Below are 23,977 nucleotides of genomic sequence, written 5' to 3' on the forward strand. Positions count from 1 at the left end.
CGCACACATTGAGGAGTGTCACGATGACCGACTTCACCGTCTACGACCTGTTGGTCCGATCCGCAGAACAGTGGCCGGATTCGCCTGCTGTGATCGATGATTCGGAACTCGGCGGAGGGCTGGTGATCACGTACTCGGGCCTGCTCGATGCCGCAGACACCATGGCAGGCGGACTTGCCGGCCTGGGAATCGGTCGCGGTGATGCCGTTGCGCTGTTTCTCCCGAACTGTCACCACTGGCCGACCATCTTCTTCGCGGCAGCCAAGCTCGGCGCATTGATCGTGCCGTTGAACACCCGCTACCGCGCGAACGAGATCTATCATTTGCTTCGCACCAGCAAGTCCCGTGTTCTGATCACGGCTCCGACTTTCGAGGGAATCGACTTCGGGACCCGGCTCGACGAAGTGTGGACTCTCCACTCGGCAAGCCCCGGCGAGCTCGCACTCCAATGGTTCGTCACGATCGGCGGAGGCGTCGTCGGTCCGTTGCCGAGTAACGTCCGATCTGTCGGGATCGAATCCTTGCCGGCCCCTAAGGATTCGGTGGAATCCGCGGCTCGTTCCTCCGATCCGTTGATCGTGTTCGGCACGTCCGGCACCACCTCCGCACCGAAACTCGCGGTACACACCCACTCGACTGTCGCATTGCACGCACCAGCGGTCGCCGAGCGCGAGAAGCTGAGCCCCGATACGGTCCAGCTCAACGTGCTGGCTCTCAACGGGACGTTCGGATTCGTTCCGTTCATGGCAGGCATCGCCGCCGGGAGCACTGCCGTACTGCTTCCCGCGTTCGACCAGAAGCGAATAGTCAGCGCGATCGCCGAACACGGCGTTTCCTATCTCGTCAGTGCAGAAGGGCCGCTGCGAGATCTGCTGGCAGAACAGACCTTCCGTGCCCTCGAACCGAGAACTCTCACCTGCATCGTCACTGCCGGAACGGCGATTTCGGATATCGTCGAAGCGTCCGCGACGCTCGGGATCACCGCGTCCAACGTCTACGGCTCCTCCGAACTGTTTGCCTTCGCGGGAAAGTGTTCGCCCGCTGACGACGAGACATCCCGTACGAGACCCGGTGGCACACTGGTGGACAGGTCCATGCAGGTTCGCACGGTATCTGTGGAGGATCCGTCGGTGGTGCTCGGAGCGGGAGAATGGGGCGAACTGCAGTTCACCGGCGACACACTGTTCGTGGAGTACCTGGCCAACCCGGACGCAACCGCGAAAGCCTGGACATCCGACGGCTGGTTCAGAACCGGCGACCTCGGATCGGTTCGTCCCGACGGAAAGTCATTCGAATACCGTTCGCGCTTGGGTGATTCCATGCGGCTCAAGGGCTACCTGGTCAATCCGGCCGACATCGAATCGACCCTCACGCGGTATCCCGCCACCGCCATAGCTCAGGTCGTCGGTGTCCGCGATCATCGGTCGGGTGACGATCTCGCCGTCGCGTTCGTCCGGCTCCACGAAGGTATGGAGGCAACCGAGAGTGAGCTGCTGGCGCATTGCAAGGCCAACCTCGCAAGTTTCAAGATACCGAACAAGATTCGCATCATCGACAACTTCCCGACGACTGCAAGCGCCAATGGCGACAAGATTCGTAAGGACAAGCTACGCGCGCAAGCTGCGTGGCTTCTGGATATTCCTGCACCCGTCAACTGACTAGGACCCACATCTCATGAGCACGACTCCTCATCCGATCCGTTCCGACATTGCCTGGGCAACACCGGACAAGGTGGTAGTTCACGGCTACGATCTCCCGAACGACATTCTGGGGACCGTCAATCTCGGCGACATCGCGTATCTCTCCCTGTTCAAAACTCTCCCCGATGCACGAGAATCGATTGTGTTCAACGCGTTGGTCGTCGCACTGGTGGAGCACGGTCTCACGCCGAGCGCTCTCGTCTCGCGGTTGACCGCCCTCGGTGCGCCGGAGTCGTTACAAGGAGCGGTCGCTGCCGGGCTACTCGGGCTGGGCGATACGTTCGTCGGCACGATCGAAGGTTCGGCAAAGATTTGTCAATCCCTGCCGGACGACGGCTGGCAGCACGACGAGAATCTTCTGCAACGGCACGCACAGACCATCGTGGACGATGCGAGAGAAAACCGGATCAGCATCCCCGGTCTCGGCCACCCCGTTCACAAGCCCAACGATCCGCGTGCAGAGCGCCTGTTCGAGATCGCCCGCGAACAGGGATTCGACAATGCGAACGAGCGACTCTACCGAGCCATTCGGGCGCGGGCCGAGGACGCCACAGGAAAGGTGTTGCCCATCAACGCAACCGGAGCGATCGGCTCGATCTCGAGCACGCTCGGCGTCCCGTGGAACATCGCACGCGGTCTCGGTGTCATGGCGCGTGCCATCGGATTGGTGGGGCACATCCTCGAGGATCGAGAACAACCCCTCGCCAAACCCGTGTGGAACTGGGCCGAAGCGAGGTCGACCGATCACCGACAGTGAGCACCCGCAACGAGGAGTCGTCCCGCCACTCACGGACCCGGCATGGACGGTGGACGATGTCGGCTTCGTCGGACTGATCGGCCCGTTCTACTCCAGGGTGACCGCGGACGGCGCGGAGATTGCCGTGCACTGCCAGGACAAGCACCGCAACCGCATCGGAGTGGTACACGGAGGACTGCTGATGACATTCGCCGACAGAGCTCTCGTGGTCGGTGCCCAGAGCTTGGGCGGCGTGGTCGTCGGTGTCACAGTCCAATTGGACATGCAGTTCATCGCGACCGCCAGGGTCGGAGACGTCGTCGTTGCCCGACCAGCACTGGCACCGGGCACCAGATCACTGCAATTCTTGCGTACCGATCTCACCGTCGGCTCGACTGTCGTTGCCCGCGCCTCGGGCATCTTCACACTGGCACGTCAGCAGCCTTGACCACGAGCGAAATATTTTGCTCGTTATATCGATCTACCAAGCGCACGGCGCTGCAGAAGTGAGTCGGCTCCCGGCCTTGCTCGAAACGATTGCAATGACATTTCGGAATCACGCTTCGCTCAATGAAAATGTCGTTATGCGAACGCGTCTCACTCGCGAGGCCGATCACAATTCTCGCTACATCGTCGATCCGCTCCACGTCATGGACTACTGCCTCATCGACGATGGAGGAACCGTAGCCGTCCGGGGCTGATCACGACTGTCCGGTACCGGAGTGCGGGCGGTAGCTCGGTGTCGCGAGAGTGTCGCATGTCGGTACGTTCGGACATGGACTTTTCTGGACGTCTGTGCACGAAAAAGCTTGGAAATAAACAGATATCGCGTTCAGTTCAGTTCGGGTGAATCCATTTCCAGGGACTTGGAATCCGTCAAGTGTCAGTTCGAGTCCGACTGGGGGCACCAGGCTCCATATGGATCCAGATTTCTGGACCAGGACAGTGCTTTCGGGTGGTTGCGTGGACTTCGGTGGCTTCCCACGGATCTGAGTGGACAACCGAGACAGCGGATTTCAGATCCGCGTATTCTTGACACTTTCCATCGTAAAAACTTAGTATTCGTAAAGCTCGGGCCTAGTTTCCTGGCGGACCGTTTTCTTCGCGTGTGGCTCGGTGTCACGAGGCTGTCACAACTGGACCTGGCTGACCTGTTCAACCTGCTCGACACCCGCGGCCTCTCATCTCCACTCATCGAAGAATTTGCAACTGTTCCCGCCACGGTAAGCACGAACCCAGCGAGAATGATCCATGACGCGCAGCCGAGGCGTGCGGTATTCCACGCCGATGCGATTGCGGCAGTTCGCGATTGATTGCCGGGACGGCTGAGCCATCGAGCGGATCGGAGCCCGCTCGATGGCTCAGCAGGGTCAGATGGTGCAGCGTGCACCTTCATCCGGTAGTTCGAGATCTATCAGGTAGTCGGCGATCGCTCCGTCGACACAGGCGTTGGCGGAGATGATCGTCCCGTGTTGGTTGCCGTCGACCGTGAGCAACCGCGCACCGAGGGTGTCGGCCAGGCTGATGCCGCCCTCATGAGGCGTCACGGGGTCCCCGGTGGCCGAGATCACGAGCACTTCGGGAAGCCCATCGATGTCGGTGGCATAGGGGTATCCGAGTGTTGGCTCGACCGGCCAGAACTCGCACCCGTCCTGCGCAGGGGGAGTGGATCCGGGGTCGAGGAACGGCACTGCCTCGTTGAGATCGTGGCCGAGCTGGGTCATCTCTTCTTCGGTGAACCGTTGCTCGTCGAGGCAGTTTATGGCGAAGAGCGCCTCGAACGAATTGGTGTACTCCCCACTGTCGGACCGGCCGTAGTACCCGTCGCGAATCGCGAGGAGAGCGTCGGGTCGTCCGGCTTCGAGCTCCGTCAGCCCCGCGATGATGGCGGGCCAGCTGGCTTCGGAGTACAGGCCGGAGACAATGCCTTCACCAGCGGAGAGGAAGCCGACCTCTCGTCCGTCGGCGGCCACCAGCGGCTCCTCCTCGAGAGGTTGGAGGAGCTCTTGCGCTGCGGCGGTCGCCTGCGCCGGGTCGGTTCCGAGCGGGCACGCGGCCTGCGTCATGCAGAAGTCGGCGAATCGCTGGAACGAAGCCTGAACTCCTTCACTGAGCTGGATCCTGCGATCCGCGGTGTCCATGAGCGGATCCACCGCGCCGTCGAGAACGAGCGCACGAACGTTCTCGGGGAACATCTCGGCGTACACCGAACCGAGTCGAGTGCCGTAGCTGACTCCTGCATAGGTGAGCTTGTCATCGCCGAGCGCGGAGCGGAGTACATCCATGTCGCGAGCGACATCCCGTGTCCCGAGGTGGGCGAGTACCTCTTCGTTTCCGGAGCCGTCGGCGCATTTGTCGACAATGGCGCGCGCGGATTCTTCGGTCCACGTGCCGAGAGCCGACAGGGGTGCGTCGGCATCGCGCTCCTCATCGGAGTAGCAGTCGATTGCCGGATTGCTCAGACCGACTCCACGCGGATCGAAGCCGACGATATCGAAGCGTTCGGGGATGGGGCCTCCCGTCCACAGGGCATTCACCAGCGGGGCGAGCGTCGTCCCCGCCGCTCCGGGACCGCCTGGGTTCAGCAGGACAGAGCCGATCGGGTTGTCGCCGGTGGCGGAGATGCGGGACACGGCTATCTCGACGGTTTCACCGTCGAGATCCTCGTAATCCATCGGGACAGTGAGCATCGCGCACTCTGCATTCTCTGCCGCCTCGACCACTTGGGGAACGGGCGGCTGGGAGTCCACGACGCTGGCATCGCACGCCCCGAACGCGAGCTCCTGCTCCATGAACCGTTCGAGGCCAACCCCGTTCGCGCTGTCGTCATCACTCGGTGGTGCACCGGAGCATCCGGCGAGCAGCAGCACTGAGGCAGCGGCCGCCGCCGCCATCACCGGCTTCGGCCATCGTCGTTGCTCGTCCTTCCGTCGGATAGCGGTCGGAATCGTCTGAGGCATGGTGGTTTTCCCTTCGTGGGGTTCAGCTGGCGAGTTCGTCTATCCAGCTCGATCGCATTCGTAGAGCTCGTTCAGTGCTCCCGATGACGGCGGCGAATCCGATGAGCAGGTTGACGTGGAGCGGCAGTCGGATGGGTGAGGTGAATGTTCCGATCGAGTCGGCGATGGGGGGGATGAGAGAGAGGGATGCGATGATCTGCGGCACCTCCACGCAGAGGCCGCCGATGACGAGCAGGATCGAGATGAGACCGATGACGCGACTGGGACCGGGGTGCCGGTGGTGCAGCCGAGCTCGGCGTCCCTCTGCGGAAGCGGGATCGGGAGACAGCTGCTGTTCGGTGCCGTCCTCACGCACGTAATGGCAGCGCTTGAGCCCGAATCCGGTAGCCGCGACCTCGATGTGCCCACCGGGGACGGGGAAGCGGGTCGGCATTTTTGCGTACGACTGCTGTGCGCCGTCGACGTAGAGGCGGGCGCGCACCTCACCGTCCTTCGCGTCGCCCATGTGCCGCACATCGACTGCGTAGACCGACGTCGTGCCGTCGGGTGCGGTGAGCGTGATCGACCGCAGCGATCTGCCGAACATCTGCCACCAGCGGTAGCGGCGGAGCGGCTCACCGGCTCCGGCGCGAATGCGGCGGTAGCACCACTGTTTGATTCCCATCTGCGCGATCCTCGATCTCAATTAGTACAGCGTGATAGTAGACTTGAAGGTATCACGCTGTATTAGGGTTGGGGGGTGTCGGACAATGTGGAGACTCGCGAAAGCGAACCCAGCACCAGAGATCGGATTCTGATCGCAGCCGCGACAATGGTGTCCGAGGATCCGGGAACCCGGCTCAGCGTCCGAGCGGTCGCCGCACGAGCAGGTGTCAGCACCGGATCACTGCGTCATTTCTTCCCCACACAGCGAGCGTTGATGGACGAAGTCGCCGCGGGAATCACCGGGCTAGTGGCGAACAAAAATGACATCGAAGACACCACTGTGCCTGCCGAGGGGCGACTGTTGGCGTGTATGCAGCAGGTGTTGTCGGCCACCGGCACCGGTGAGCAAGCCCGAGATACATGGCGGCGGACGTTCGGCACCTACCTCAGCTCGGAGCTCAACGCTGATGCCATCGACACGTACAACGCTCTCAGTGCGGCCGGACTCCGGCACATCGAACACTGGCTGGACGTTCTCGAAGAAGAAGGTGCCCTGCCGCCGGGCGACAACGCCCAGCGAGCCGCCTATCTCAACGTGGTACTCGACGGCCTGTCCGTAGCACGAGCCCTCCCGGCCGACGCTGCTCGAATCCGCTCGGAAACGGACGTTCTGCAACACACCATTTCGCTGCTTTTCCACACCGCTGCACCAATGCCGGCGGGCGGCTCGGACTGACGTCGACAATGAGCTCGAGTTCGATTGCCCGGTGTCACATCCTGTCGAATCGCATCGACATCCACGTCGTCCAGCCGTCGCCGTCGAATTGTTCCCATCGAGTTGTCATGTGGCGGGTCCCGGCTCGGAAGTGGAACCAGCTGCGAATACCGTTGCCCTCCAGGAGGAGAAGGTCGTTGTCGTGCAACGACAGTCGCATGAGCCCGGGCTCGTAGGCGTCGTCGAATGCGTACATGCGCCAGCCCCCGTCGGGGTGTGCACCGCCGATCAGTTCGTGGGCAAGGGTGCGGTGGCCACCGATCGTGACGTCGACGTCGTGTGTAATCCACTGTCCGCCCGGCAGCGCGGTGTAGGAATCCGTTCCCTCGATCTCACTTTCGACATTCCCGTGTCTGTCCACGACGGTGCCCGATGTTCGCCACCGGCCCAGAACGGGATCCAAGGTGGCCAGTGAAACGCTCATTTTCCGGTGCGGATCGCGGTGTCCAGTGATGCCAGCGAGTCGTCGAGGAAGCTCATCGGAACTGCCGGCATCCCGCCGATCTCCTCTCGCACTGCTGCGGATGTGTCGCTCCAATCGTAGGTAAGGGTCACCCGAGTTCCGTTGTCGTGAGATTCCACGTCGTATCGCCACCACCATCCGCCTGCGTGGAGTTCCCCTTCGCTGCTCTGCGAACATGGCAGCCACGCGATGATGCGGTCGCGTTCGAACGCTGTGACGAGGTTGTGCATCACGTAGTGTCCACCGGCCGCCTCGAGGAACATGTTGACCGCGAACGTGTGGCCCGGGCCGCTGATCGGGGACGTGTCGACAGCGTCGCGGACCCAGTCGGTCGGTTCGGTGTGTTGGTGATTGTCGGGGTTGGCCAGGAACGAGAAGATGTCCGACGCCGCCGCGTCGATGGTGCGGGTACTGATGAATCGCTCGATCGGGGGCTTTGTGTCGGTCAGTGATTGGGACAGGATCACGTTGTTGCCGGCAGGGTCGGTGAGTACCGCGAGCTTGAACTGCCCCGAGGGCACTGTGATTGCCTCGGCGTCGATGCCGCGAGAGCCGATGTCGGACAGCGTGTCGTCGAGGTCCCGGACTCCGAGGACGACATCGTGCCCGCCTGACCGTGTGGGGTCGTGGTAGATCTGTACTCCGCGCCCGTCGCCGAGGTCCCATTCGGCGTCGGGGTCCATCGGCCGTCGGTCGAAGGTGCGGCCGAACAGCTTGGTGTACCAGTCGATCGCGGTGTCGTGATCGTCGACGAATAACACTGGCAGAGTATGAATTATCTGCATACCGAATCCTTCGCATCGGTGGATGGAGAACCTTGCTACGGGTTCTGACCGAACGAAGTCCGAAAACTCATCGCGCAGGTCGAACGAGAAGTGGATGGACGCGGTGGTATTTTCCGATGATGCGCACTTTGGTTGTCACGCAGAACATCACGGTCGACGGCGTGATCGAGGCGACCGACGACTGGTTCAACCGAGCAGGGCTCGACCCCGAACTCGACGCGGCGCTGGCCGCGCAACGCGATGCGTCGGACGGCTTCTTGGTGGGGCGGGTGACATTCGAGGGCATGCGTGACTTCTGGGGGCCGAAAACCGATGACACGACGGGAGTGACTCAGCATTTGAATCGCGTCGCGAAGTACGTCGTGTCCTCGACCATGAAGGACCCTGGGTGGGCGAATTCGACTGTGCTGTCGGGAGATCTGATCGAGGAGGTCACGCGGGTCAAGGCGTTGGACGGCGGCGACATCGTCTGCACGGGGAGCATCGGATTGTGTCGGGATCTGATCGCGGCCGACCTCGTCGACGAGTACAGGTTCTTCCAGTATCCGTACGCGCGCGGACACGGCGAACGACTCTTCGACGGCACCCCGTCGCAGAAACTGCGCCTGCTGGAGTGCCGAGCGTTTCGGTCCGGATCGTCCTTGATGCGTTACGCGGTCGACCGGTGACGGGTGGTCGAACGCGACTCCGTCGACGAGCCTGTTGCTCGGGCTAGGTGTGCGGGACAGGGCGGTACACCAACTCCTGAATGCCACCGTCGAAGGTTCGACTGTCGATCATGTCCAAGTCGAAGTCCGGGCCGTCGCGATAGATCGGATGGGTTCCGTTGGTGCCGGTGATGACGGGGAAGATCGTCAGCTGCAGACGATCGACCAGGCCTGCTGCCATCAGTGCTCGATTCAGCGAAATGCTGCCGCGCGATCGCAGCGGCAACGTCGACTCGGTCTTCAACCGAGAGACGACGTCGGTCGCGGACCCGGTAGCGATGACGGTGGACGTGCGGTCGGTCTGCAGAGTGGACGATATGACGGACGTCGGCATCGCCATCATGCGATCTACCCAGACATCTCCGGCCTTGTCGATCTCTGGATCCGACCCGAGTGACCGGCGAAAATCGAGAAACAGCCGGTAGGTGTTGGCTCCCAACACCATTCGCTGGGGCTCGGCGAATTGCGTGCGGCGATGAGTGAGCCAAGCGTCGCTCTCCTTACCCCAGTAGCCACCCCACGTGCCTGGTCGTGGAGAAGCGAATCCGTCGAGCGTCGAGAAAATATCTGCCGTGTAACCGACCATCACGCACCTCTTCGTCGTAGCGAACCTTCTTTCGATGTACCGACCACATCGGCAGGAGAATGTCATCGCACAGAAAGATTCCACCGACGACACAACGCTGGTGGCATCCGAACCTGCGCACACTCGTCGTGTCCGTCCTGACGTCTATCGATGGCAAATGCCAAGGCGTCGATCAAGATTTGTCCAGCATGCCGTTCGAGGACGCGTTCAACGACCACAATCTCGAGCTGTTGCGCCGGGCCGGCACCCTCGTCTACGGCAGTCGGTGGTTCAGCGAGAACTGGCACAGCTGGAGCGCTGTGGCCGCAGACGACACGGCGAACGATCGCGACCACGAGATCGCCCGAATCGTCACCTCGACCGATTCGTTCGTCATCGGTGACTCCCTCGTGGTCACACCCGATGCTCCATGGCGTCGCATTCCGGAGTCTGCATCTAACATCTGACATAGGTGTCAGAATTTGAAAGGGCATGCTAAATTAGCGTCATGGACCACACGTTCCTCCAATCGGCACGACGGGCTCAACTCGTCGATGCTGCGATCGATGTTCTGGCCGACCTGGGTGCCGAACAGGCATCCCTGGTCCGGATAGCCGAATGCGCGGGTGTCAGCCGAGGGGTGGTGAACTACCACTTTCCCGGGGGACGTCGCGAGTTGTTCGAGGCAGCTGTGGACGCCGTTTACGACCTCGGCCGCCGGGAAGTGCAGCCGGACACGCTGTCGGCGCAGTCGCCCCGCGACAGCGTGGCGTCGTTCGTTCGGGGGAGCATTGCGTTTTACGCCCACTACCCGCGTCACCTCCGGGCCCTCACCGCGATCTACACCAGCCGCACCGGGGACAGCCTGCGGCGGGAGGAGCGTCCTGAGCATGCAGCCGAAATGATGGCGACCGCCGGCCTGCTCCGGGACGGTCAGGTCGCCGGCCAGATGCGCGAGTTCGACGTGACACTCATGGCGCTGACCATCCGCGCCATCCTGGACACCGCGGTCGGGTTGACCGCAGCGGGAGCCGACCCGGTTGTGCTTGCCGACGAGCTGGTCAGCACCATCGACGCAGCCACGCGGGTGATGTCATGAGGCGTGTACTGGCGATCGTCGCGGCGACGGTTCTGGTCGCCACTGGCTGTTCGTCGGTGGACAATGACGCGGCGACCGGATCGGATCTGGTGGTGGACACCACGACGGGAACTCTGCAGGGGGTCGCCGTGGGCGAGACACACCAGTTCCTCGGCGTTCGGTACGCGCAGCCGCCGACCGGTGACCGCCGGTGGACCCGTCCCGAACCGGTTCCCGATACCGATGACGTCCTCGATGCCACCCGCGCGGGGTCACCGTGTCCACAAACGGGAGAGACTGCGCAGGCCGTCTCGTCGACAGACGAGGATTGCCTGTTCCTGAACGTCACCGTGCCCGCCCGAGCGAGCGAGACAGCGCGCCCGGTGATGGTGTGGTGGCACGGCGGCGGTTTCACCAGTGGAGCCGGCTCGCAGTACGACGCTCAGCGGCTCGCCGATCAGGGTGACGTCGTCGTGGTGACCGCGAACTACCGGCTCGGGATGCTCGGTTACCTGGGACTGCCCGGACTCGACGGGTCCGGAAACTTCGGTCTCGCAGACCAATTGGCTGCTCTGCGTTGGGCCAACGACAACGCCGAGGTGTTCGGCGGCGACCCCGACTCGATTACTGTGTTCGGTGAATCGGCCGGTGGAACGTCCGTCTGCGCCGCGCTGACATCACCGGCTGCGGTAGGCCTCGTCGACAGGGCCATTTTCTCCTCCGGCTCGTGCAGCCTCGCGTGGCCCGCCGGCACGCTGTTCCCCGGTCTGCCTGCGTCGTCGTCTCTGATTTCGTTGTCCGACAGCGAAGCTCAGGGTTCGGTGGCTGCTGCTGCGCTGGGGTGTACCGACCCCGACCCGCTGGGGTGCTTACGCGCACGACCCGTCGATGCCCTACTGGGGCAAGCCGTGTTGTTCGGTAACCCGATCGCGTACGGGACCGAACTGCTTCCGCAGCAACCGTCGACAGCAGTCCAGCAGGGGAATTGGCTGAAGGTTCCTGTCCTGTCCGGCGGCAATCGCGACGAACATCGCTCGTTCATCGGCGGACTCTTGCTCACCGACCCGACCGCGGTGACCGCGGAGAATTACGAGTCGTTGATTCGAAGCTCCTTCCCGGCCGACGTGGGAGCGGTGAGCGCGACGTATCCGCTTGATGACTACGAGTCGGCTCCCGTTGCGTGGGCCACGGTGGTGACCGATGTGGCGTGGGCCTGCACGACATCTCGCGGTGCACGCGATCTCGCTGCGGCCGGAACACCGGTGTACAGCTACGAATTCGCAGATCGCAGCGCGCACGACGTGAGCGGCGTGGGGTCATCGGGTGTGCCCCAGGGGGCGGCGCACGCCACCGACCTGCCGTACCTGTTCGATCTCGGCAGCGAAGGTCTGCTCACCGAACCCGGACAACGCGAGCTCGGTGACGACATGGTGGTCGCGTGGGCCGCGTTCGCCCACACCGGTAATCCCGGTGGGGCCGACGATGCCGAATGGCCTGTCACCACCGGTATCGAAACCCCGGTCATGCAGTTCGACAATCCGGTCACCGGGTCAGGCGTGCACCTCGTCGATCATCGCGCGGAGCACCACTGCGGACTCTGGGACGCGATCACCCCAGAGTGACGCACGAGCCGTACATCGTTCGGCGTCATCGAATCAACGATCAGCCGCCCGAAACACGAACCTCGTCGGCTCGACCTGGTCTCGGGTCGGAAATGCGTAAGCGCGGGTGGGACGCAGCTCCCAGGCTTGGAAGGGTGGCCCACCGGACGTCGGTGCCGCGTACGGTGCGTCGAGTTCGTCGCCTCGAACCTCGGTGGGCCAATCGAAGACGTCGAACATGGCTGCGGAGGCTCGGTGCATGTCGTCCGCCGTTGTGAGGCGTTCGGCAACACCGTCGACGACGAGATGCACCTCGCCGAGGTCGATGGCCAACGAAACCTCGTTGTCGTTCTGCAGGTGGGCAGTTTTCGACGCTGATGCTTTGGTGGCGAAGAAGAACGACGTCTCGCCCCACGCCGCGAATACCGGCCGAGTGTGGACACCGCCTCGACGACCACGGACGTTGAGCCAACTCGTCATCTCTCCGGATCGCAGTGTCGCTGCAATGTCCGACCAGACTGCGGCTCCGTCGCTTTCCTTTTCGCTGGCGGTGCCGCGGCCGGTGCGGGCAATGATCTTCGTTTCGATGTTGTCCATACTCGGTGAGACCTCGGGTGGGCGCCGAACTCATCGCAGCCATCGTGACTCGGGCAGGTAGCGGCCAGTTCGTCGGCTGCTCCACCACCCCATCGACAGCAATTCGGGGCCAGACCGTTCAGGAATCGAAATCTCGTTGTTTGCCGAGGAAAGCCTAAAGACCTGTCCAGATCGTCTCCATATCGAGGATCCTGTTGCGACGCAAAGTCAGGACGCGCTCGGTCGCTGCAAGTATTCCGGCGACCATCAGCGACGTGTTGGCCCATGCGGGTAGTTGAATCGGTGAGACGAACGTGCCGAGGTTTCGCTGAATTGCGGGTAGTTCTGTCGCCAGTTCGATCGCAAAGGGTATGGCGAGCACGAGATTGGCGATGAGGATTGCAATTGCTGCCCACCTCATGGCTCTGCTGATCGTAGGGTGGCGACGATCGAGTGCGCGGCGACGGTCCTCGATCGTTCCGGCGACGGGAGTCAACCGCCGCGCGGCACCGTCTGCCGTCACGAGGTGCATTCGAGTGACGCCGTACAACGAGGCGTTTGCTTCGATGTGTCCGCCGACTACGGGGATCGAGGCCGGCAGTTCGTGCTTCGACTGGAACCATCCATCGGCGTACACCTGTACTTCGTTGTCGCCGTTGGCTGTATCGATTTCGAGGGTGTATGGAATCGAGTTCCCTTCCGGGCCGGTGTGATCGACGGTGTACAGGTGTCGATGCAGTACCTGCCACTGTCGGAACGGTTTCATGCGTTTCGGCGGGGCGGGTGGCGTGGTCATGTATTCGAGGGTGCTCTTCGCGTGGGGGTCGACACCAGTGCGCATGGACACGGTCTGCGATGACAGCGTCACGGGTCGCGCATGACAAATATCATGTGCGAGGGTGGCGTCCACAGGGTGACAGTGCACCTGACAGGTGGTGCCACACTGTTGATTCGACGGCGTGGGGACTTCCGGTTTCACTGCCCTCAGCTGCCGTCCAGCTTCAATTCTCCAATCGGGTCTTCAGGTCCTGCGCGTCGCGTCTACCTGCGCACCAGGTTCGCCCACCCGGTGGTTCTCACGCGATCGGTGCCCAACAATTTCGTTTATTCGTCCGTCGACCCCGACCGCCGTAATGGACGGCCCATCATCCCACCCCCTTGGTACGGAACAATTCGTCTGCGGATCGCGGACGCCTGGTTCGTCACGTGGTCGCACTTTCCTACTGACTCCGGGGGCATGTGGCTTCGGTCGAACGAGCCTCGTCGTCACGAGTCCGCACAGCACGTCGGTGTTACAGGACACCCTCCGTCCACCCGGCACCGTGGCTGTCCGACACCGATCAGGGCTGTCCGGTGCCGGAGCGCCGGCGGTAGTTCGGTGTCACGAGAGTGTCACAAGTCGGTACGTTCGGACGTGGACCGAGCCGGACCGTAACGTACGAAAAATATTGTAAAGAAACAGAAATCGAGTCCAGAGACGTTCAGTTGAATCTATTTCCAGGGACTTGAAATCCGCACAGTGTCGGTTCGAGTCCGACTGGGGGCACCAGAGTCCAAGTCGACCCGGATCTCTAACTGGAGACTTCGGCGCGGACCTTCTCACGGTGTGCGCCAGGGAAGCGTTCGCCGCCAAATTGTTCGATGGCGAGCGTGAGAGTGACGTTGCCTGGGGCGCTTCAGACTCGACGGCTGATTCCGTCTCTGGCGCGCAGGCGCTCGACCTCTGCCCGGGAGTGATGGACGGCCTCGGTGTCGTTGCCCTTTGCGTCGGCGATATCGTGTGCGAGATCGAGGATTGCTCGGCGCAGGTGTTTACGTGCCCGTCGTGCTTGTCTGTTGGGCGCGGACTTCTGGAACTCTTTGCGCGCCTTACGGTCCAGCACTCCGTCGACCTCTGCGTCGGTGAGGGTTCCTGCTTCTACTTCGGGTGCGAGGATGTCGCGGACGAATTGGTGTTCGCGCGGCGCGGCTTTCCGGAAGGCGATCCTCAGGATCGTGAAGCCGATGACGACGGAGGCGAACATGACTGCGATCATGACGAACGGGTTGCCGAATCCGAGCCCGGTCGCGTCGTCCCACGTGAAGTGCAGGAGCATTCCTGCCACGATGAAGGCCAGCCCGCGCCCGATTCTGCGGGGCTGCGCGGCAGTTCCGATGAGGTAGAGGGCACCGGCACACACCAATGCACTGAACAGTGGGTGGGAGACGAAACTGGCGGCAATACGTCCGATGGCCGTCTGCGACGCGTTGCCGACCGGGTCGGTTCCGAAGGTCGCGGCTGCGGAGTTGGCGGCGTAGAGGAAGTCTTCGAAGACCGCGAACCCGAGTCCGATGAATGCTCCGACGATGAGGCCGTCGTTGGCGGTGCGGATCAGGCGTGGGGCCAGGCTCATCAGCAGGATGAATCCGCACAGTTTGGCGGCTTCTTCGGTGAACGGCGCTGTGGCACCGGCGGCCCAGCTGGCGCTCCATTCCTGACCGAAGAGTTTGGAGTAGATGCCGAGCATCGCGGTGTTGACGGTCATCGCGAATGCGAACGTCGCCGGGATGGCACCCCACAAGAGTGCGGCCGCGATGAGTAGGCCGGGTTGACGCTCCCACCGGTCGATGTGCCGGAACCAGGCGAACCAGGCGAGACCACCCAAGCCGCACAGCACTGCCGCTATTGCAAGACCTCCGGCGTAGAAACCGGCCCCTGGTGCGTAGTAGGCCCAGGCCTGAAACGCTCCGATTGCTGTGAGCGCCAAATACAACCAGAAGGAGAGGTTATGGGGTTGAACGAAATGAAAGCGCTCTCCCCAGCCGGAGATCTCGATCGCTTCCTTTTGACGGCGCAGCGCGTCGGAGGACACTGCCGATGTGTCGGTGGTGCTCATGCGTTGTTCCCGTCGATGGTCTGGATGCTGGCGATCATGTCTCGGATGGTCTGCGCCGCTGCGGTCATTTGGGTGGGCGGACCGTACGCCGTGATCTCGATGCCGGTGCCGTCGAGGACGAAGGCAGCGACCAGTCCATCGTTGCTCAGGCTGCTGTAGGGCTGAACGATGCCGGTCTGGCCCGTCGTCGTGGTGAGGGTGCTGCGGCTCCCGTCGACCCGGAACGATGGGTCGGCAGTGCGGGAGGTGACTTTCTCGACTTGATCCAGCAACTGATCGGCGGTGCCGTCGAACGAATCGGGGTAAACCTCGACGGTGACGCCGTCACCGGCGATGGTCGCACCGCCGAAACGAACTTGCTCGTCGACGACGCGGAAGCCGGATTCGACGTTCCATCCAGTGGCCGGGGTGAAGACGACGGTGTCGGTGAGGGCCAGCTGTTCACCGGCGCGCACCGGGTCGTCCCAACCTATGGAGGCATTCACTCGGGGCACGATGACGGTCAGGACGAGGAACACCGCGAGGACGAACAAGGCGGGTGGGATTGTTCGTCGGTCGAGGCCGAGCACGCGGTGCTCGGCTGGTATTCGATGGCGATGTGTTTCTGCGACTAAATATGGTTCGGTCCGAGTTGAGGTCACGGGGTCTCCCCTTCATCTCTGCTCTGGAAAACTTTTCCACAGAAGCCAGTACATTTCAGCGTCTTGGATGACATTCGTGCGACCTATTCCGGTGCTGTTTATTGGGTATTCGATTCCGCACTCAATGCGGTTTACTTGCGTAATTCCCTTCCTTTCGGCGGTGCAAAAGTCTCTGACGCCAGAACTTCGCCGCGGTTCGAACCACCTGCCGGTTTAGGTCGATTTGGTAGCGTTCGCAAGACGAAAAAAGAATTCACCTATCGCTCGTATTCAATTGTTGCGACAGAACCCTCAGGCCGACGCTGCTCGACGCGATTTTCGGAGGAACGAGCTATGTCACGTGAAACAAAAGCCCGTGCAGGTGCGCAGGCCGCCGTCGGAGACGATCGAGTCCTCGATGTCGCTTTGACGGTCCCTCGCGGGTCGACGTTCGCTGGCGCTGTGGGCATGGGCCTGGGTGCAGCGATCGGCGGTGGCGGATCTTCGACCACGGCGTGGGAGGTCGGCGGTCTGATGGTAGGCCGGGGAAGTGCTGCCCGCAGGCAGAAGATGCCGCCGTCGGTGGTGCTCGCTGTATCGGAGACGACTCTGTATGCGCTTGGTCGGCGGCGATCGGGGTTGTTCGGATCGTGGCGTCACCAACAGCTATTGGTGAAAATCGCGCGTACTCACCTCGAGATCACCCATCGACAGCGCGGAACCGTCCTGCACATCACTCTTGCCGATAAAACCAGTGGTATCGCCCTCGACGTCGAGGCCGCTCTCGTTGGCAACCTCGGTATTCGCAAGTTCCTCGACACGATCGAGAGCGTCCCGGGGGACTGACCGTCATACCCGGGCGAACATCGCTGATGTGTCACCGCCGGGAGCGCGCGCTTTCGTGATTGCAAGCCGCACAGAGTCGGGTCTTGGCCTCGCAACCTTCGTGGGCGAACCGGGAGCATCGGAGGTGCCGACCGCCACCTCCGAACGCGCACACACACGTTCACGATCGGGTTCAATCAATGTCGTCCCGGGTGTGAAAGGCCGTATTCGACCGTGGTGACGCAGTGCGTTCCGCGTCGTACAGTGTGGCGCGAAGGAACGTCAGGGTGAGGTCGATCTCCGGCACGCAGTGACACTCTGTACGCAGCAGAAACGGCTGTCCCGCACGCGCCCATGCTGGCGGCAATTCGGTGTCACGAGAGTGTGACAGTCAGTGCGATCGAGCATGGACTCGTTCGGACGCCGATGCACGAAAACCGTTGCAATTAAACAAATATCAGGTCCGTTGACGTTCATGTGGATCCATTTCCAGGGACTTGAAATCCGCACAGTGTCGGTTCTGGTCCGACTGGTGGCACCATATTTCTTAAGGGGCGGCGAGTCAACCCGAACCGTTGACCGCGAATTGCGCTGCGGTCCAACGCAACACGAACGGAAGCCCAGTCATGGCACCGATGAAGTGGTCGCCTGCAACGGGCTCGTAGTGCACGTCGGCACCCTTGCTGCGCCACTGCTCGATCAGGGCAGTCACGCCGGCCTCGGGGATGAAGCGATCGCCTATCCACTTGCTCGCGGAACCGTGGAAGAACGCGACCGGTGCCGACGGCGCGTCGGCCCCAGGACGGTTCGCGGCGATCACCCGCCGCGCGATGTCGGACTCGAACGGGTCGGGCTCGGACGCCAAGTCCTCGATTCGCATGCGTACCAACCCGCCCAGGGCCAGGGGGAGGACGGACATGTCCTTCACCCAGGACGCCAACAGCAGCGCCTTCGGGCCGAACAACTCCACCATCTCGGGGTGCTCACGCGCGAGACCCATACTCGCCGCACCCAGCAGGCCGGCCGCGACGGTGCCGTTCATGGTGTCCAGCAGCATCGAGAAGTCGGTGGGCGTTCCACCGGCGACGGCGCCCACCAACCTCACGTACGGCGCGTACCTCGGCTGCAGTTGCGCCGTCCACGTGGTGGCGATCGCGCCGCCGCTGTAGCCGTAGGCCACCACTGGGCTGTCGGCGAGCTCCGGGGCGGCGACCGTCATCCCGCGCAGCGAGTCCAGGACGGCATGGCCGGCCATCGTGCCTTCGGAGTACGACATTCGCGGGCCTTGGTGATCGGCGACGAGGACGGCGTATCCCCGGGCGAGCCAGAGCGGCATCACCGGCGGGAGGTCGGCCCCGACGCCGTGTACGAGCCGGTACGACGGCGTGCTCTTGGCTCCGAGCGAATCGATGGCCACGTTGTGGGCGACGACGGGCCGCGGTCCGCGCCCGGTCCACGGCCGCTTCGGGATCAGCAGCGAGGCGGTGACGCCGGCGGGGAGACCCCGCGCGTCGGTCGATCGCACCATGAACTGATGCAGGGCGGTTCGCGGCCGGGGCACCAGACCGCGGGTCGTGCGCTGCCGGATCACCGCGCCGGGTGCGAGGTCCTCGATGCCGGGAGGGGTGAGGAAGAAGGCATCGTTGTCGATCGGGGTCGGAAGGATCGCGGCATGGGGATCGTCCGGAGGCTCTAGCGGTAGTTGTCGAGTCAATACGCGATCGAGCACACCGAACAGAGTCATGATCCCCCGACATTCTTCCCGAACCGTACCGATCCCCGCGGTCACCATACAGCGCGAGGCGGGTGGTGAACGCAAAAATAGAGACCTCCCCGCGGGCCACCCCCACTGTGGTTCAACCGAAGAGCTTTTCGAAAAATTCGTCATTCCCGCCCTACAACGTCTACCACTCGACGCGTCACACCGAGAACGGGCAGCTCAGGCCATCCGAGGAACGACTGTGCCGGGACTCCTGTCGACGAGGGTGTCGAATTGACCGCCCCGCGATGCAGCAATGAACTCCCTACCTGGTCATCGGTCCGTGCCCGTCGTCATTGCCTGCGGCGAAATGTACGAAGTCCGGTCAGGATTGCGGCGGCAGCAAGCAAACAAGTAGCCACCCATGACCAGACCGAAGACTCACCGTCCTGAGTTCGAACCACCGAAACAACGGACCACAGCAACGCCAGCGCCGACCAGAAGAAGACCCACCTCTTCCCGCTCGGAAAATTCATCGTCAACTCCTCGCATTCCAAAGGGAGCCCGTGTATCGAGTGCTCAAGGAAACACGGTGCGTAGGTACACGCTACCGTTCATGGGCCAACCCCAGTTGGCGCGGACGATCGGTGATTGCGTTCAGTATCGACCGCGGGACCAATGCCACGACGAGCATGCAAATATTGTTCTACAGCAACAATTTTCACAGCCTGTGGGCGTCGTTCGAAGCAATCCCAGTTTTGCAGCAAGGAGACGTCGTTCGTAGATCGACTGGTTTCCCAAGCGCCGGATCGGATGTCGCAACGGTCGCGGTTCGGCCGAAGCAGATCGACTCGAGTCGGGGCTCAACCAAGCAAGTTCATGCGCTTCTCGTTGACGGCCACAACGCCGCCGTCAGTGGCAAGCAGTGCAACCCTCTCGGACCGTCCACCGGTATTGCCGAGCAAATCCTCGATCGCGATTGTTTCGAGGCGAGCGCCGGTTTCGGGCTCGATCACGAGGATCTCCCGAGAATCGGCGACGTAGGCCAGGCCCTCGCGCACAGCGGTAGGCATGAAAGGTAGAGATTCGACGTCGGGACCCCACGCCGGCTCCCCGGTGAACAGGTTGCGTGCGAGTGGACCGACGCCCAAGACGACCTCACCGACGATCGCGATGTCACCCCCGGTGCCGGCGTCGTCCGAGGTCCATAGTTTCTGCCCCGTCGTAGGGTCGAAGGCGCTGCTGCCCAACACAACCGGATCGTCGGGGTCGTTCGCTGCGTCGACCGTCGTGCGCTGGTAGACCTCTTCGTCGGTGGTCGCGACAACTCGTCCGGTGGAATCGACCAGGTCGGTGCGAAACTCGAACAGGTCAGAGCATCGGCGGCCGGCAAGAACGTAGATCTGATCGCCTCGATCGAACTGGTCGCGCGCGCAGTCGGGGGACGAGATGTTGTCGGTGATGTCACCGGATCTGGGGTCGAACAGTGCTGTGCCCGAGGAGAACCGGGCCACTCCCGCATTGCCTGCGAACGCGAGGACTTCTCGTGAGTTGTACGGGTCGACCCAGGTGTCGTCGAGAGTGAGGGACCACGACGCGTCGGGGTCGTCGATCGTTCCTCGATGGATCCGGACGGTGTACCCGTCTTTCTCGCCCTCGACCACGTAAAGGTCTTCGCCGTCGGTGCCGATTGAGAATATGTTCCAGTCGGTGTCGTGTCGGGTAGCGGTTCCGGTCGCACTGTCGATCGTCACGATCTGATCGGTGCTCCGGCACAGCAACAGGGTGTCGAGTACGTGGGACGAGCAACTTTCGATCCCGTCGGCGGGTGTCTTCCACCGCACCTGACCGGTTGCCGCATCGAAGCCGATCAGTTGGGACTGCTCGAACTCGTCCGTCTCCTGATTGACCAACCCTGCCTTGGCGACAAGAATGTCGTCGGCGTCGATGACGCCGCCCTCGACCTCGCCGAATCGTCCACCCACGGGATCATCGAAGGTGGCGAACGGATTGCCGAGCACGTCGGTGGCATCGAGCGTCCACACAGCGCCGGGCGACGTCGGAGTCTGTGCTGCAAAGGGTTCGGCGTCATGTGGGGCCGTTGCCACCAGCGCGACGGCCGCGCCGACGCTTGCGAAAGCCACCGCAGCAGTGACGGCAAGCCTTCGGTACGGGTTCACAGCACATCCAATCCGTCGGCGGTGGCAATGGTGCGCAATGTGTTTGCGCTCAGTGGTTCGTCCGGACGCTCGGCGTGCGATCGGACTTCGACCTCGGTTCCCGACGGGTAGGTGACGGTCACGGTACGGCGCATCCCGCCGTTCGGTCCCTCGGGCAGTGCAGGCGAGTACGAGTAGGGTGCCTCTTCGATCCGCAGCACCGCGCCGCCGTCGAGCGTCTCGAAGTCGGTCGGCCGATTCTGGTAGGCGGGGTCGTAGATGTCCGGCATCACGGGGAGTTCCTGTCCGCCTCGTATGGATATGGACAGGTCGGCGCCGGTGCCGACGGCATCGACGTGCGTACACACCACGCCGGTCTCGAAGTCGGCGAGCCTGAGCGTGTTCAATCCGGGATCGAACCGCTCACCTGCATCGACGTGCTCCAACGTGGTGTTCATGGTGGTGGCAAGTTCGGCGTCGATCGCTGTGTCGCCGGAGAAGAGGCCGAAGGAGTCGTCGCATCCTTCGCGGGGTTCGGGTGTGTCGGCGGGGACAGGTGCCGATATCCGCAGCTCCGGCAGTGTCACAAGAACTTTCAGCTCATCTATGGTGAGAACGATGTCGCGGTCCCCGGTGTTGGTCGACTGAAATCCCTGAGCGTCCGATGCGGTTGCGGTGACGTGCGTGCCGTCGGGTGCATACGCGGTGACCGTGCGGTAATTGGTTCTCGTACCGCCGAATTCGGACCACGATTCGTTGGTGTCGACCACGGTGCCGTCCGCCGATGTCGTGCGATCCTGTACTGACCCGGCCCTGCACGGTGGCACACCCGTGTTGTCCTGCGCCACGGATACTGCCAGCAGGCCGAGTGTGTTGCCGCGTCCGAGCTCGGCCGATGCCGTTGCCCAACCGGGTTCCTGAGGCTGGCCTGGTTCGCTGGAGGTTTGGGGGATCGGCTGAAACACCAATGACTCGCGCAGGCTTGCGAACAGAACCTCGACACCATCCGGAAGGGCTTCGGCGACGGCGTCGGTCATCATCACCGACCTGGGTCCCGAGTACCACGAGGCCTGAGGGTTGTCGTATGCATCCTCGCTGGTGGTGATCCGTCCCCACACCGATGACGTCCCGTCCGGAGGTTCGACGACCTCGCATCCGGAGATAGCCGTCGGGAATATCACCTCGGGCGTTCTGTAGGTGGTGTCGACGGGTTCGGAAGGGCCGGGAGTGATGGAGTGCGTTGTGGTCGTGGCTACTGACTCGGCGCGGTTATCGGGCTGCTCTGGTGGTGCGCCTCGCTCGACGAGGGCTGCAACGCACACCCCGATGGCGACGATGGACACGATCGTGAGCGCATCGGCCCACATCCCGGCACGCTGAGGACCAAGTCTGCTCACCGCGTCAAGATACCTGTCATGTGCATCCGATCCGCGCACGGTTCAAAGCTGACCAAAACCGCAATGATCCCCGGTCTCTCTGCGGGCCAGGGCAACTGAATCATCAGAACAGTTGCTCGAACTGGAACCAGTCGCCGTCGAACTCCTCGTACCCGATGTCGCCCTCGTGCTGGGGCTCACCGATATACGGTGCGCCGTCGGGGAAGTGTGCAAGGCCGATGGAGTTCAACAGTCCGCCTTCTTTGAAGAACAGGCAACCGCCCTCGACGGGCTGGGTCCGATACACCCGGTAGACACCGAGGGTGGTGCCTTCGAACAATTGCACGCAGTGGCCCGCTGCGGTGCTGAGCGAGCGTTCGGACACTGCGAACGCAACCTTCGGCGGCGATGCTCGGTAGGTCGCCATCGCCCAGCGCTCCGTTACACACGCTGAGAATGCTGACGATGTGACAGGGTGGACGCGTGAGAAACCTGTGGGTGTCGACGCCAGCGGTCCCCACTCGGGTGACGCGATGAATACCGCTGCACGACGACTACTTCCGACCGTCACCGTTCTCGTCGGTGCGTTCGCGGCGATCCTGGCTTTGACGACGCCGGTACCGCGTAATTTTGCGTTCGTTGCTGGCGGCGACAGGCTCGATATCCTGCTCGACAGTAGCGCGTCCGCCTGGTCACTCGGCGCGATCGTTGCCGTCGTCACCGCGGTATTTGCGACGCGGAAGCAGTCAGCTCTCATTGTGGCGGCCGTTGGCGTCGCGGCCCTGTCGGTTCTACTGTCGGTGCCGATTCCTGCAGAACTGCAGCTTCGGGCGATGGCAGCTGGTTTGATCCTGGGTGGTGCCGCAGCGGTGACCGCCCTCAGTCGAATCCTGCAGCACGCGTTGCTGTTCGGCGCTATCGCCGGTGTTGCGGCATCGAGTGTGTTGCAGAACGTTCCCAGCCAGTATGTGGACTACGCCGGTTCCGCCTTCCAGCAGGCACCGCAGACGCCAGTGCTGCTCGCCCTGGTCGTCTTCGCGGCGCTGCTGGCGGTGTCGTCGTGGGCGAAAGTGTTCGAGGAAGTATCGCCGGTGCAGTCGCGCGGCCGAGTGCTCGCGGTGGGGATCGTCATTCCTCTCGTGGGTCTGGTCTTGTACTGGCTGTTCGAGCGGTCGGTGAACTCGCTCGGTCCGGGCGGTGCAATGCAGAACCGGTGGTTCTTGGGTCTCGCGGTGATACCGCTACTTGTCGGTGCGGCGTTCGTGCTGCCCGCGGTGACAGGAGCGATCCTGCTCGCGGCACTCGCCTTCCTATCGGCCCCGACAGTGGGATCCCTGACGTGGGGGACAGCTCTGGTGTTCGTCGCGATGTTGGTGCTGGGCGGGGTGGTCGGCCATCGCCGGCCGTCTCCGATGGTGGGGTTCGTAGTACTGGCCGTCGTCGCAGCTACGGGAGTATTCACCGGCCCACCCTTGGACACCGTCAATATCGTTGCGACTCTCGTTGTTCTGCCGCTCGGGGTGGGCGTGGTTTATGCATCGTTGTTGCCGACAACCGCCCCTGTTGCGGTGATGTCGGTGACGACGCCTATCGTGATGTCGGTTCCCGTCGTTGCCGAATTCGGTTGGACCGCTTACTCTCCGCTGGTCGAGCTCGACCCCACGTTCTCGCCGAGCACGTGGGTGTGGATGTCGACAGGCATCTCTGTGGTGTCGGTTCTGGTGGCAGGTGCGGCTCTGGTCGTGTTGAGGCGGCGGGGATAGTTCCCCCAAAGAGGTGTCGCTTCTGCTCAATCGTGCGAGAGGTATTGCACAGCAATCGATAACAGAGG

At 62.8% G+C, this 23,977-nt stretch carries 23 protein-coding genes; 10 read left to right on the plus strand and 13 right to left on the minus strand.

The genetic code is table 11. The features are described 5' to 3' along the window. Positions 1–23: 23 nt before the first annotated feature. Genes CH283_RS25965 through CH283_RS25975 form a run of 3 tightly spaced genes read left to right on the plus strand, consistent with a single transcriptional unit; the run spans position 24 to position 2,884 of the window. Positions 24–1,658 (plus strand): AMP-binding protein, encoded by a 1,635-nt coding sequence (locus CH283_RS25965; RefSeq protein ID WP_094639706.1) that lies wholly within the window; start codon positions 24–26, stop codon positions 1,656–1,658. A gap of 16 nt (positions 1,659–1,674) precedes the next feature. Continuing rightward, positions 1,675–2,457, plus strand: coding sequence for a citryl-CoA lyase (locus tag CH283_RS25970; protein WP_094639707.1), 783 nt, complete (start codon positions 1,675–1,677; stop codon positions 2,455–2,457). 49 nt (positions 2,458–2,506) lie between these two features. After that, positions 2,507–2,884: a PaaI family thioesterase gene (locus CH283_RS25975; protein WP_255183346.1), complete on the plus strand. Its 378-nt coding sequence runs from the start codon at positions 2,507–2,509 to the stop codon at positions 2,882–2,884. 922 nt (positions 2,885–3,806) lie between these two features. Here CH283_RS25975 and CH283_RS25980 read toward each other — a convergent pair. Together CH283_RS25980 and CH283_RS25985 are read right to left on the minus strand one after the other, a co-directional pair. Continuing rightward, positions 3,807–5,396 (minus strand): alpha/beta hydrolase, encoded by a 1,590-nt coding sequence (locus CH283_RS25980; RefSeq protein WP_255183347.1) that lies wholly within the window; start codon positions 5,394–5,396, stop codon positions 3,807–3,809. A gap of 22 nt (positions 5,397–5,418) precedes the next feature. After that, positions 5,419–6,060 (minus strand): hypothetical protein, encoded by a 642-nt coding sequence (locus CH283_RS25985; RefSeq protein WP_094639708.1) that lies wholly within the window; start codon positions 6,058–6,060, stop codon positions 5,419–5,421. Positions 6,061–6,135: 75 nt separating this feature from the next. Here CH283_RS25985 and CH283_RS25990 point away from each other — a divergent pair, with 75 nt between their 5' ends. Beyond that, the gene (locus tag CH283_RS25990) at positions 6,136–6,777 is read left to right on the plus strand and encodes a TetR/AcrR family transcriptional regulator (protein ID WP_217901141.1); all 642 of its coding nucleotides are present in this window, start codon (positions 6,136–6,138) and stop codon (positions 6,775–6,777) included. A 34-nt stretch (positions 6,778–6,811) separates the two neighbouring features. Here the strand turns inward: CH283_RS25990 and CH283_RS25995 are convergent, their stop codons facing one another. Together CH283_RS25995 and CH283_RS29100 are read right to left on the minus strand one after the other, a co-directional pair. Further along, positions 6,812–7,240, minus strand: coding sequence for a hypothetical protein (locus CH283_RS25995; RefSeq protein WP_094639709.1), 429 nt, complete (start codon positions 7,238–7,240; stop codon positions 6,812–6,814). Then, entirely contained in the window at positions 7,237–8,064 is an 828-nt protein-coding gene (locus CH283_RS29100) for a VOC family protein (RefSeq protein ID WP_369597674.1), read from the minus strand. The genes CH283_RS25995 and CH283_RS29100 overlap by 4 nt, the downstream gene beginning before the upstream one ends. A 119-nt stretch (positions 8,065–8,183) precedes the next feature. On the opposite strand from CH283_RS29100, the gene CH283_RS26005 reads away from it, so the two are divergent. Further along, positions 8,184–8,732 carry a dihydrofolate reductase family protein gene (locus tag CH283_RS26005; protein WP_094639826.1) on the plus strand — a complete coding sequence of 183 codons (549 nt, stop codon included), beginning with the start codon at positions 8,184–8,186 and terminating at the stop codon, positions 8,730–8,732. A 43-nt stretch (positions 8,733–8,775) separates the two neighbouring features. On the opposite strand, the gene CH283_RS26010 is transcribed toward CH283_RS26005, so the two are convergent. Beyond that, positions 8,776–9,357 carry a dihydrofolate reductase family protein gene (locus tag CH283_RS26010; protein ID WP_306437450.1) on the minus strand — a complete coding sequence of 194 codons (582 nt, stop codon included), beginning with the start codon at positions 9,355–9,357 and terminating at the stop codon, positions 8,776–8,778. Between the two features lie 59 nt (positions 9,358–9,416). Between CH283_RS26010 and CH283_RS26015 the strand changes: the two genes are divergently transcribed. From CH283_RS26015 to CH283_RS26025, 3 genes are read left to right on the plus strand one after another with little or no spacing between them, the layout of a single operon-like run. Continuing rightward, positions 9,417–9,803, plus strand: a complete 387-nt coding sequence (locus CH283_RS26015) for a hypothetical protein (protein WP_094639711.1) — start codon at positions 9,417–9,419, stop codon at positions 9,801–9,803. Positions 9,804–9,844: 41 nt separating this feature from the next. Beyond that, complete coding sequence (locus CH283_RS26020; protein WP_068046563.1) at positions 9,845–10,435, plus strand: TetR/AcrR family transcriptional regulator; 591 nt, start codon at positions 9,845–9,847, stop codon at positions 10,433–10,435. Continuing rightward, complete coding sequence (locus tag CH283_RS26025) at positions 10,432–12,036, plus strand: carboxylesterase/lipase family protein (protein WP_094639712.1); 1,605 nt, start codon at positions 10,432–10,434, stop codon at positions 12,034–12,036. The genes CH283_RS26020 and CH283_RS26025 overlap by 4 nt, the downstream gene beginning before the upstream one ends. Positions 12,037–12,069: 33 nt before the next feature. Here CH283_RS26025 and CH283_RS26030 read toward each other — a convergent pair whose 3' ends face one another. The 4 genes from CH283_RS26030 to CH283_RS26045 all read right to left on the minus strand — a co-directional run bounded on the left by CH283_RS26030 (position 12,070) and on the right by CH283_RS26045 (position 16,036). After that, complete coding sequence (locus CH283_RS26030; protein WP_068046569.1) at positions 12,070–12,612, minus strand: hypothetical protein; 543 nt, start codon at positions 12,610–12,612, stop codon at positions 12,070–12,072. 154 nt (positions 12,613–12,766) lie between these two features. After that, complete coding sequence (locus CH283_RS26035; RefSeq protein ID WP_141215369.1) at positions 12,767–13,387, minus strand: hypothetical protein; 621 nt, start codon at positions 13,385–13,387, stop codon at positions 12,767–12,769. 880 nt (positions 13,388–14,267) lie between these two features. Next, positions 14,268–15,467 (minus strand): PrsW family intramembrane metalloprotease, encoded by a 1,200-nt coding sequence (locus tag CH283_RS26040; RefSeq protein ID WP_094639714.1) that lies wholly within the window; start codon positions 15,465–15,467, stop codon positions 14,268–14,270. Beyond that, complete coding sequence (locus CH283_RS26045) at positions 15,464–16,036, minus strand: hypothetical protein (protein WP_094639715.1); 573 nt, start codon at positions 16,034–16,036, stop codon at positions 15,464–15,466. Before CH283_RS26045 ends, CH283_RS26040 begins: the two co-directional genes overlap by 4 nt. Positions 16,037–16,441: 405 nt before the next feature. Between CH283_RS26045 and CH283_RS26050 the strand changes: the two genes are divergently transcribed. Continuing rightward, positions 16,442–16,933 (plus strand): hypothetical protein, encoded by a 492-nt coding sequence (locus CH283_RS26050; RefSeq protein WP_094639716.1) that lies wholly within the window; start codon positions 16,442–16,444, stop codon positions 16,931–16,933. Between the two features lie 541 nt (positions 16,934–17,474). On the opposite strand, the gene CH283_RS26055 is transcribed toward CH283_RS26050, so the two are convergent. The 4 genes from CH283_RS26055 to CH283_RS26070 all read right to left on the minus strand — a co-directional run bounded on the left by CH283_RS26055 (position 17,475) and on the right by CH283_RS26070 (position 22,573). After that, entirely contained in the window at positions 17,475–18,656 is a 1,182-nt protein-coding gene (locus CH283_RS26055) for a lipase family protein (RefSeq protein ID WP_094639717.1), read from the minus strand. Positions 18,657–19,474: 818 nt separating this feature from the next. Next, positions 19,475–20,791 carry a PQQ-binding-like beta-propeller repeat protein gene (locus tag CH283_RS26060; RefSeq protein WP_255183348.1) on the minus strand — a complete coding sequence of 439 codons (1,317 nt, stop codon included), beginning with the start codon at positions 20,789–20,791 and terminating at the stop codon, positions 19,475–19,477. Further along, positions 20,788–22,167 (minus strand): hypothetical protein, encoded by a 1,380-nt coding sequence (locus CH283_RS26065; protein WP_094639719.1) that lies wholly within the window; start codon positions 22,165–22,167, stop codon positions 20,788–20,790. The genes CH283_RS26060 and CH283_RS26065 overlap by 4 nt, the downstream gene beginning before the upstream one ends. A gap of 103 nt (positions 22,168–22,270) precedes the next feature. Then, the gene (locus tag CH283_RS26070; protein ID WP_094639720.1) at positions 22,271–22,573 is read right to left on the minus strand and encodes a hypothetical protein; all 303 of its coding nucleotides are present in this window, start codon (positions 22,571–22,573) and stop codon (positions 22,271–22,273) included. Between the two features lie 106 nt (positions 22,574–22,679). Here CH283_RS26070 and CH283_RS26075 point away from each other — a divergent pair, with 106 nt between their 5' ends. Further along, positions 22,680–23,909, plus strand: coding sequence for a hypothetical protein (locus CH283_RS26075; RefSeq protein WP_094639827.1), 1,230 nt, complete (start codon positions 22,680–22,682; stop codon positions 23,907–23,909). The last annotated feature ends 68 nt before the right edge of the window (positions 23,910–23,977 follow it).

The sequence above is a fragment of the Rhodococcus sp. 05-2254-2 genome (assembly GCF_002259095.1).
GTDB lineage: Bacteria > Actinomycetota > Actinomycetes > Mycobacteriales > Mycobacteriaceae > Rhodococcoides.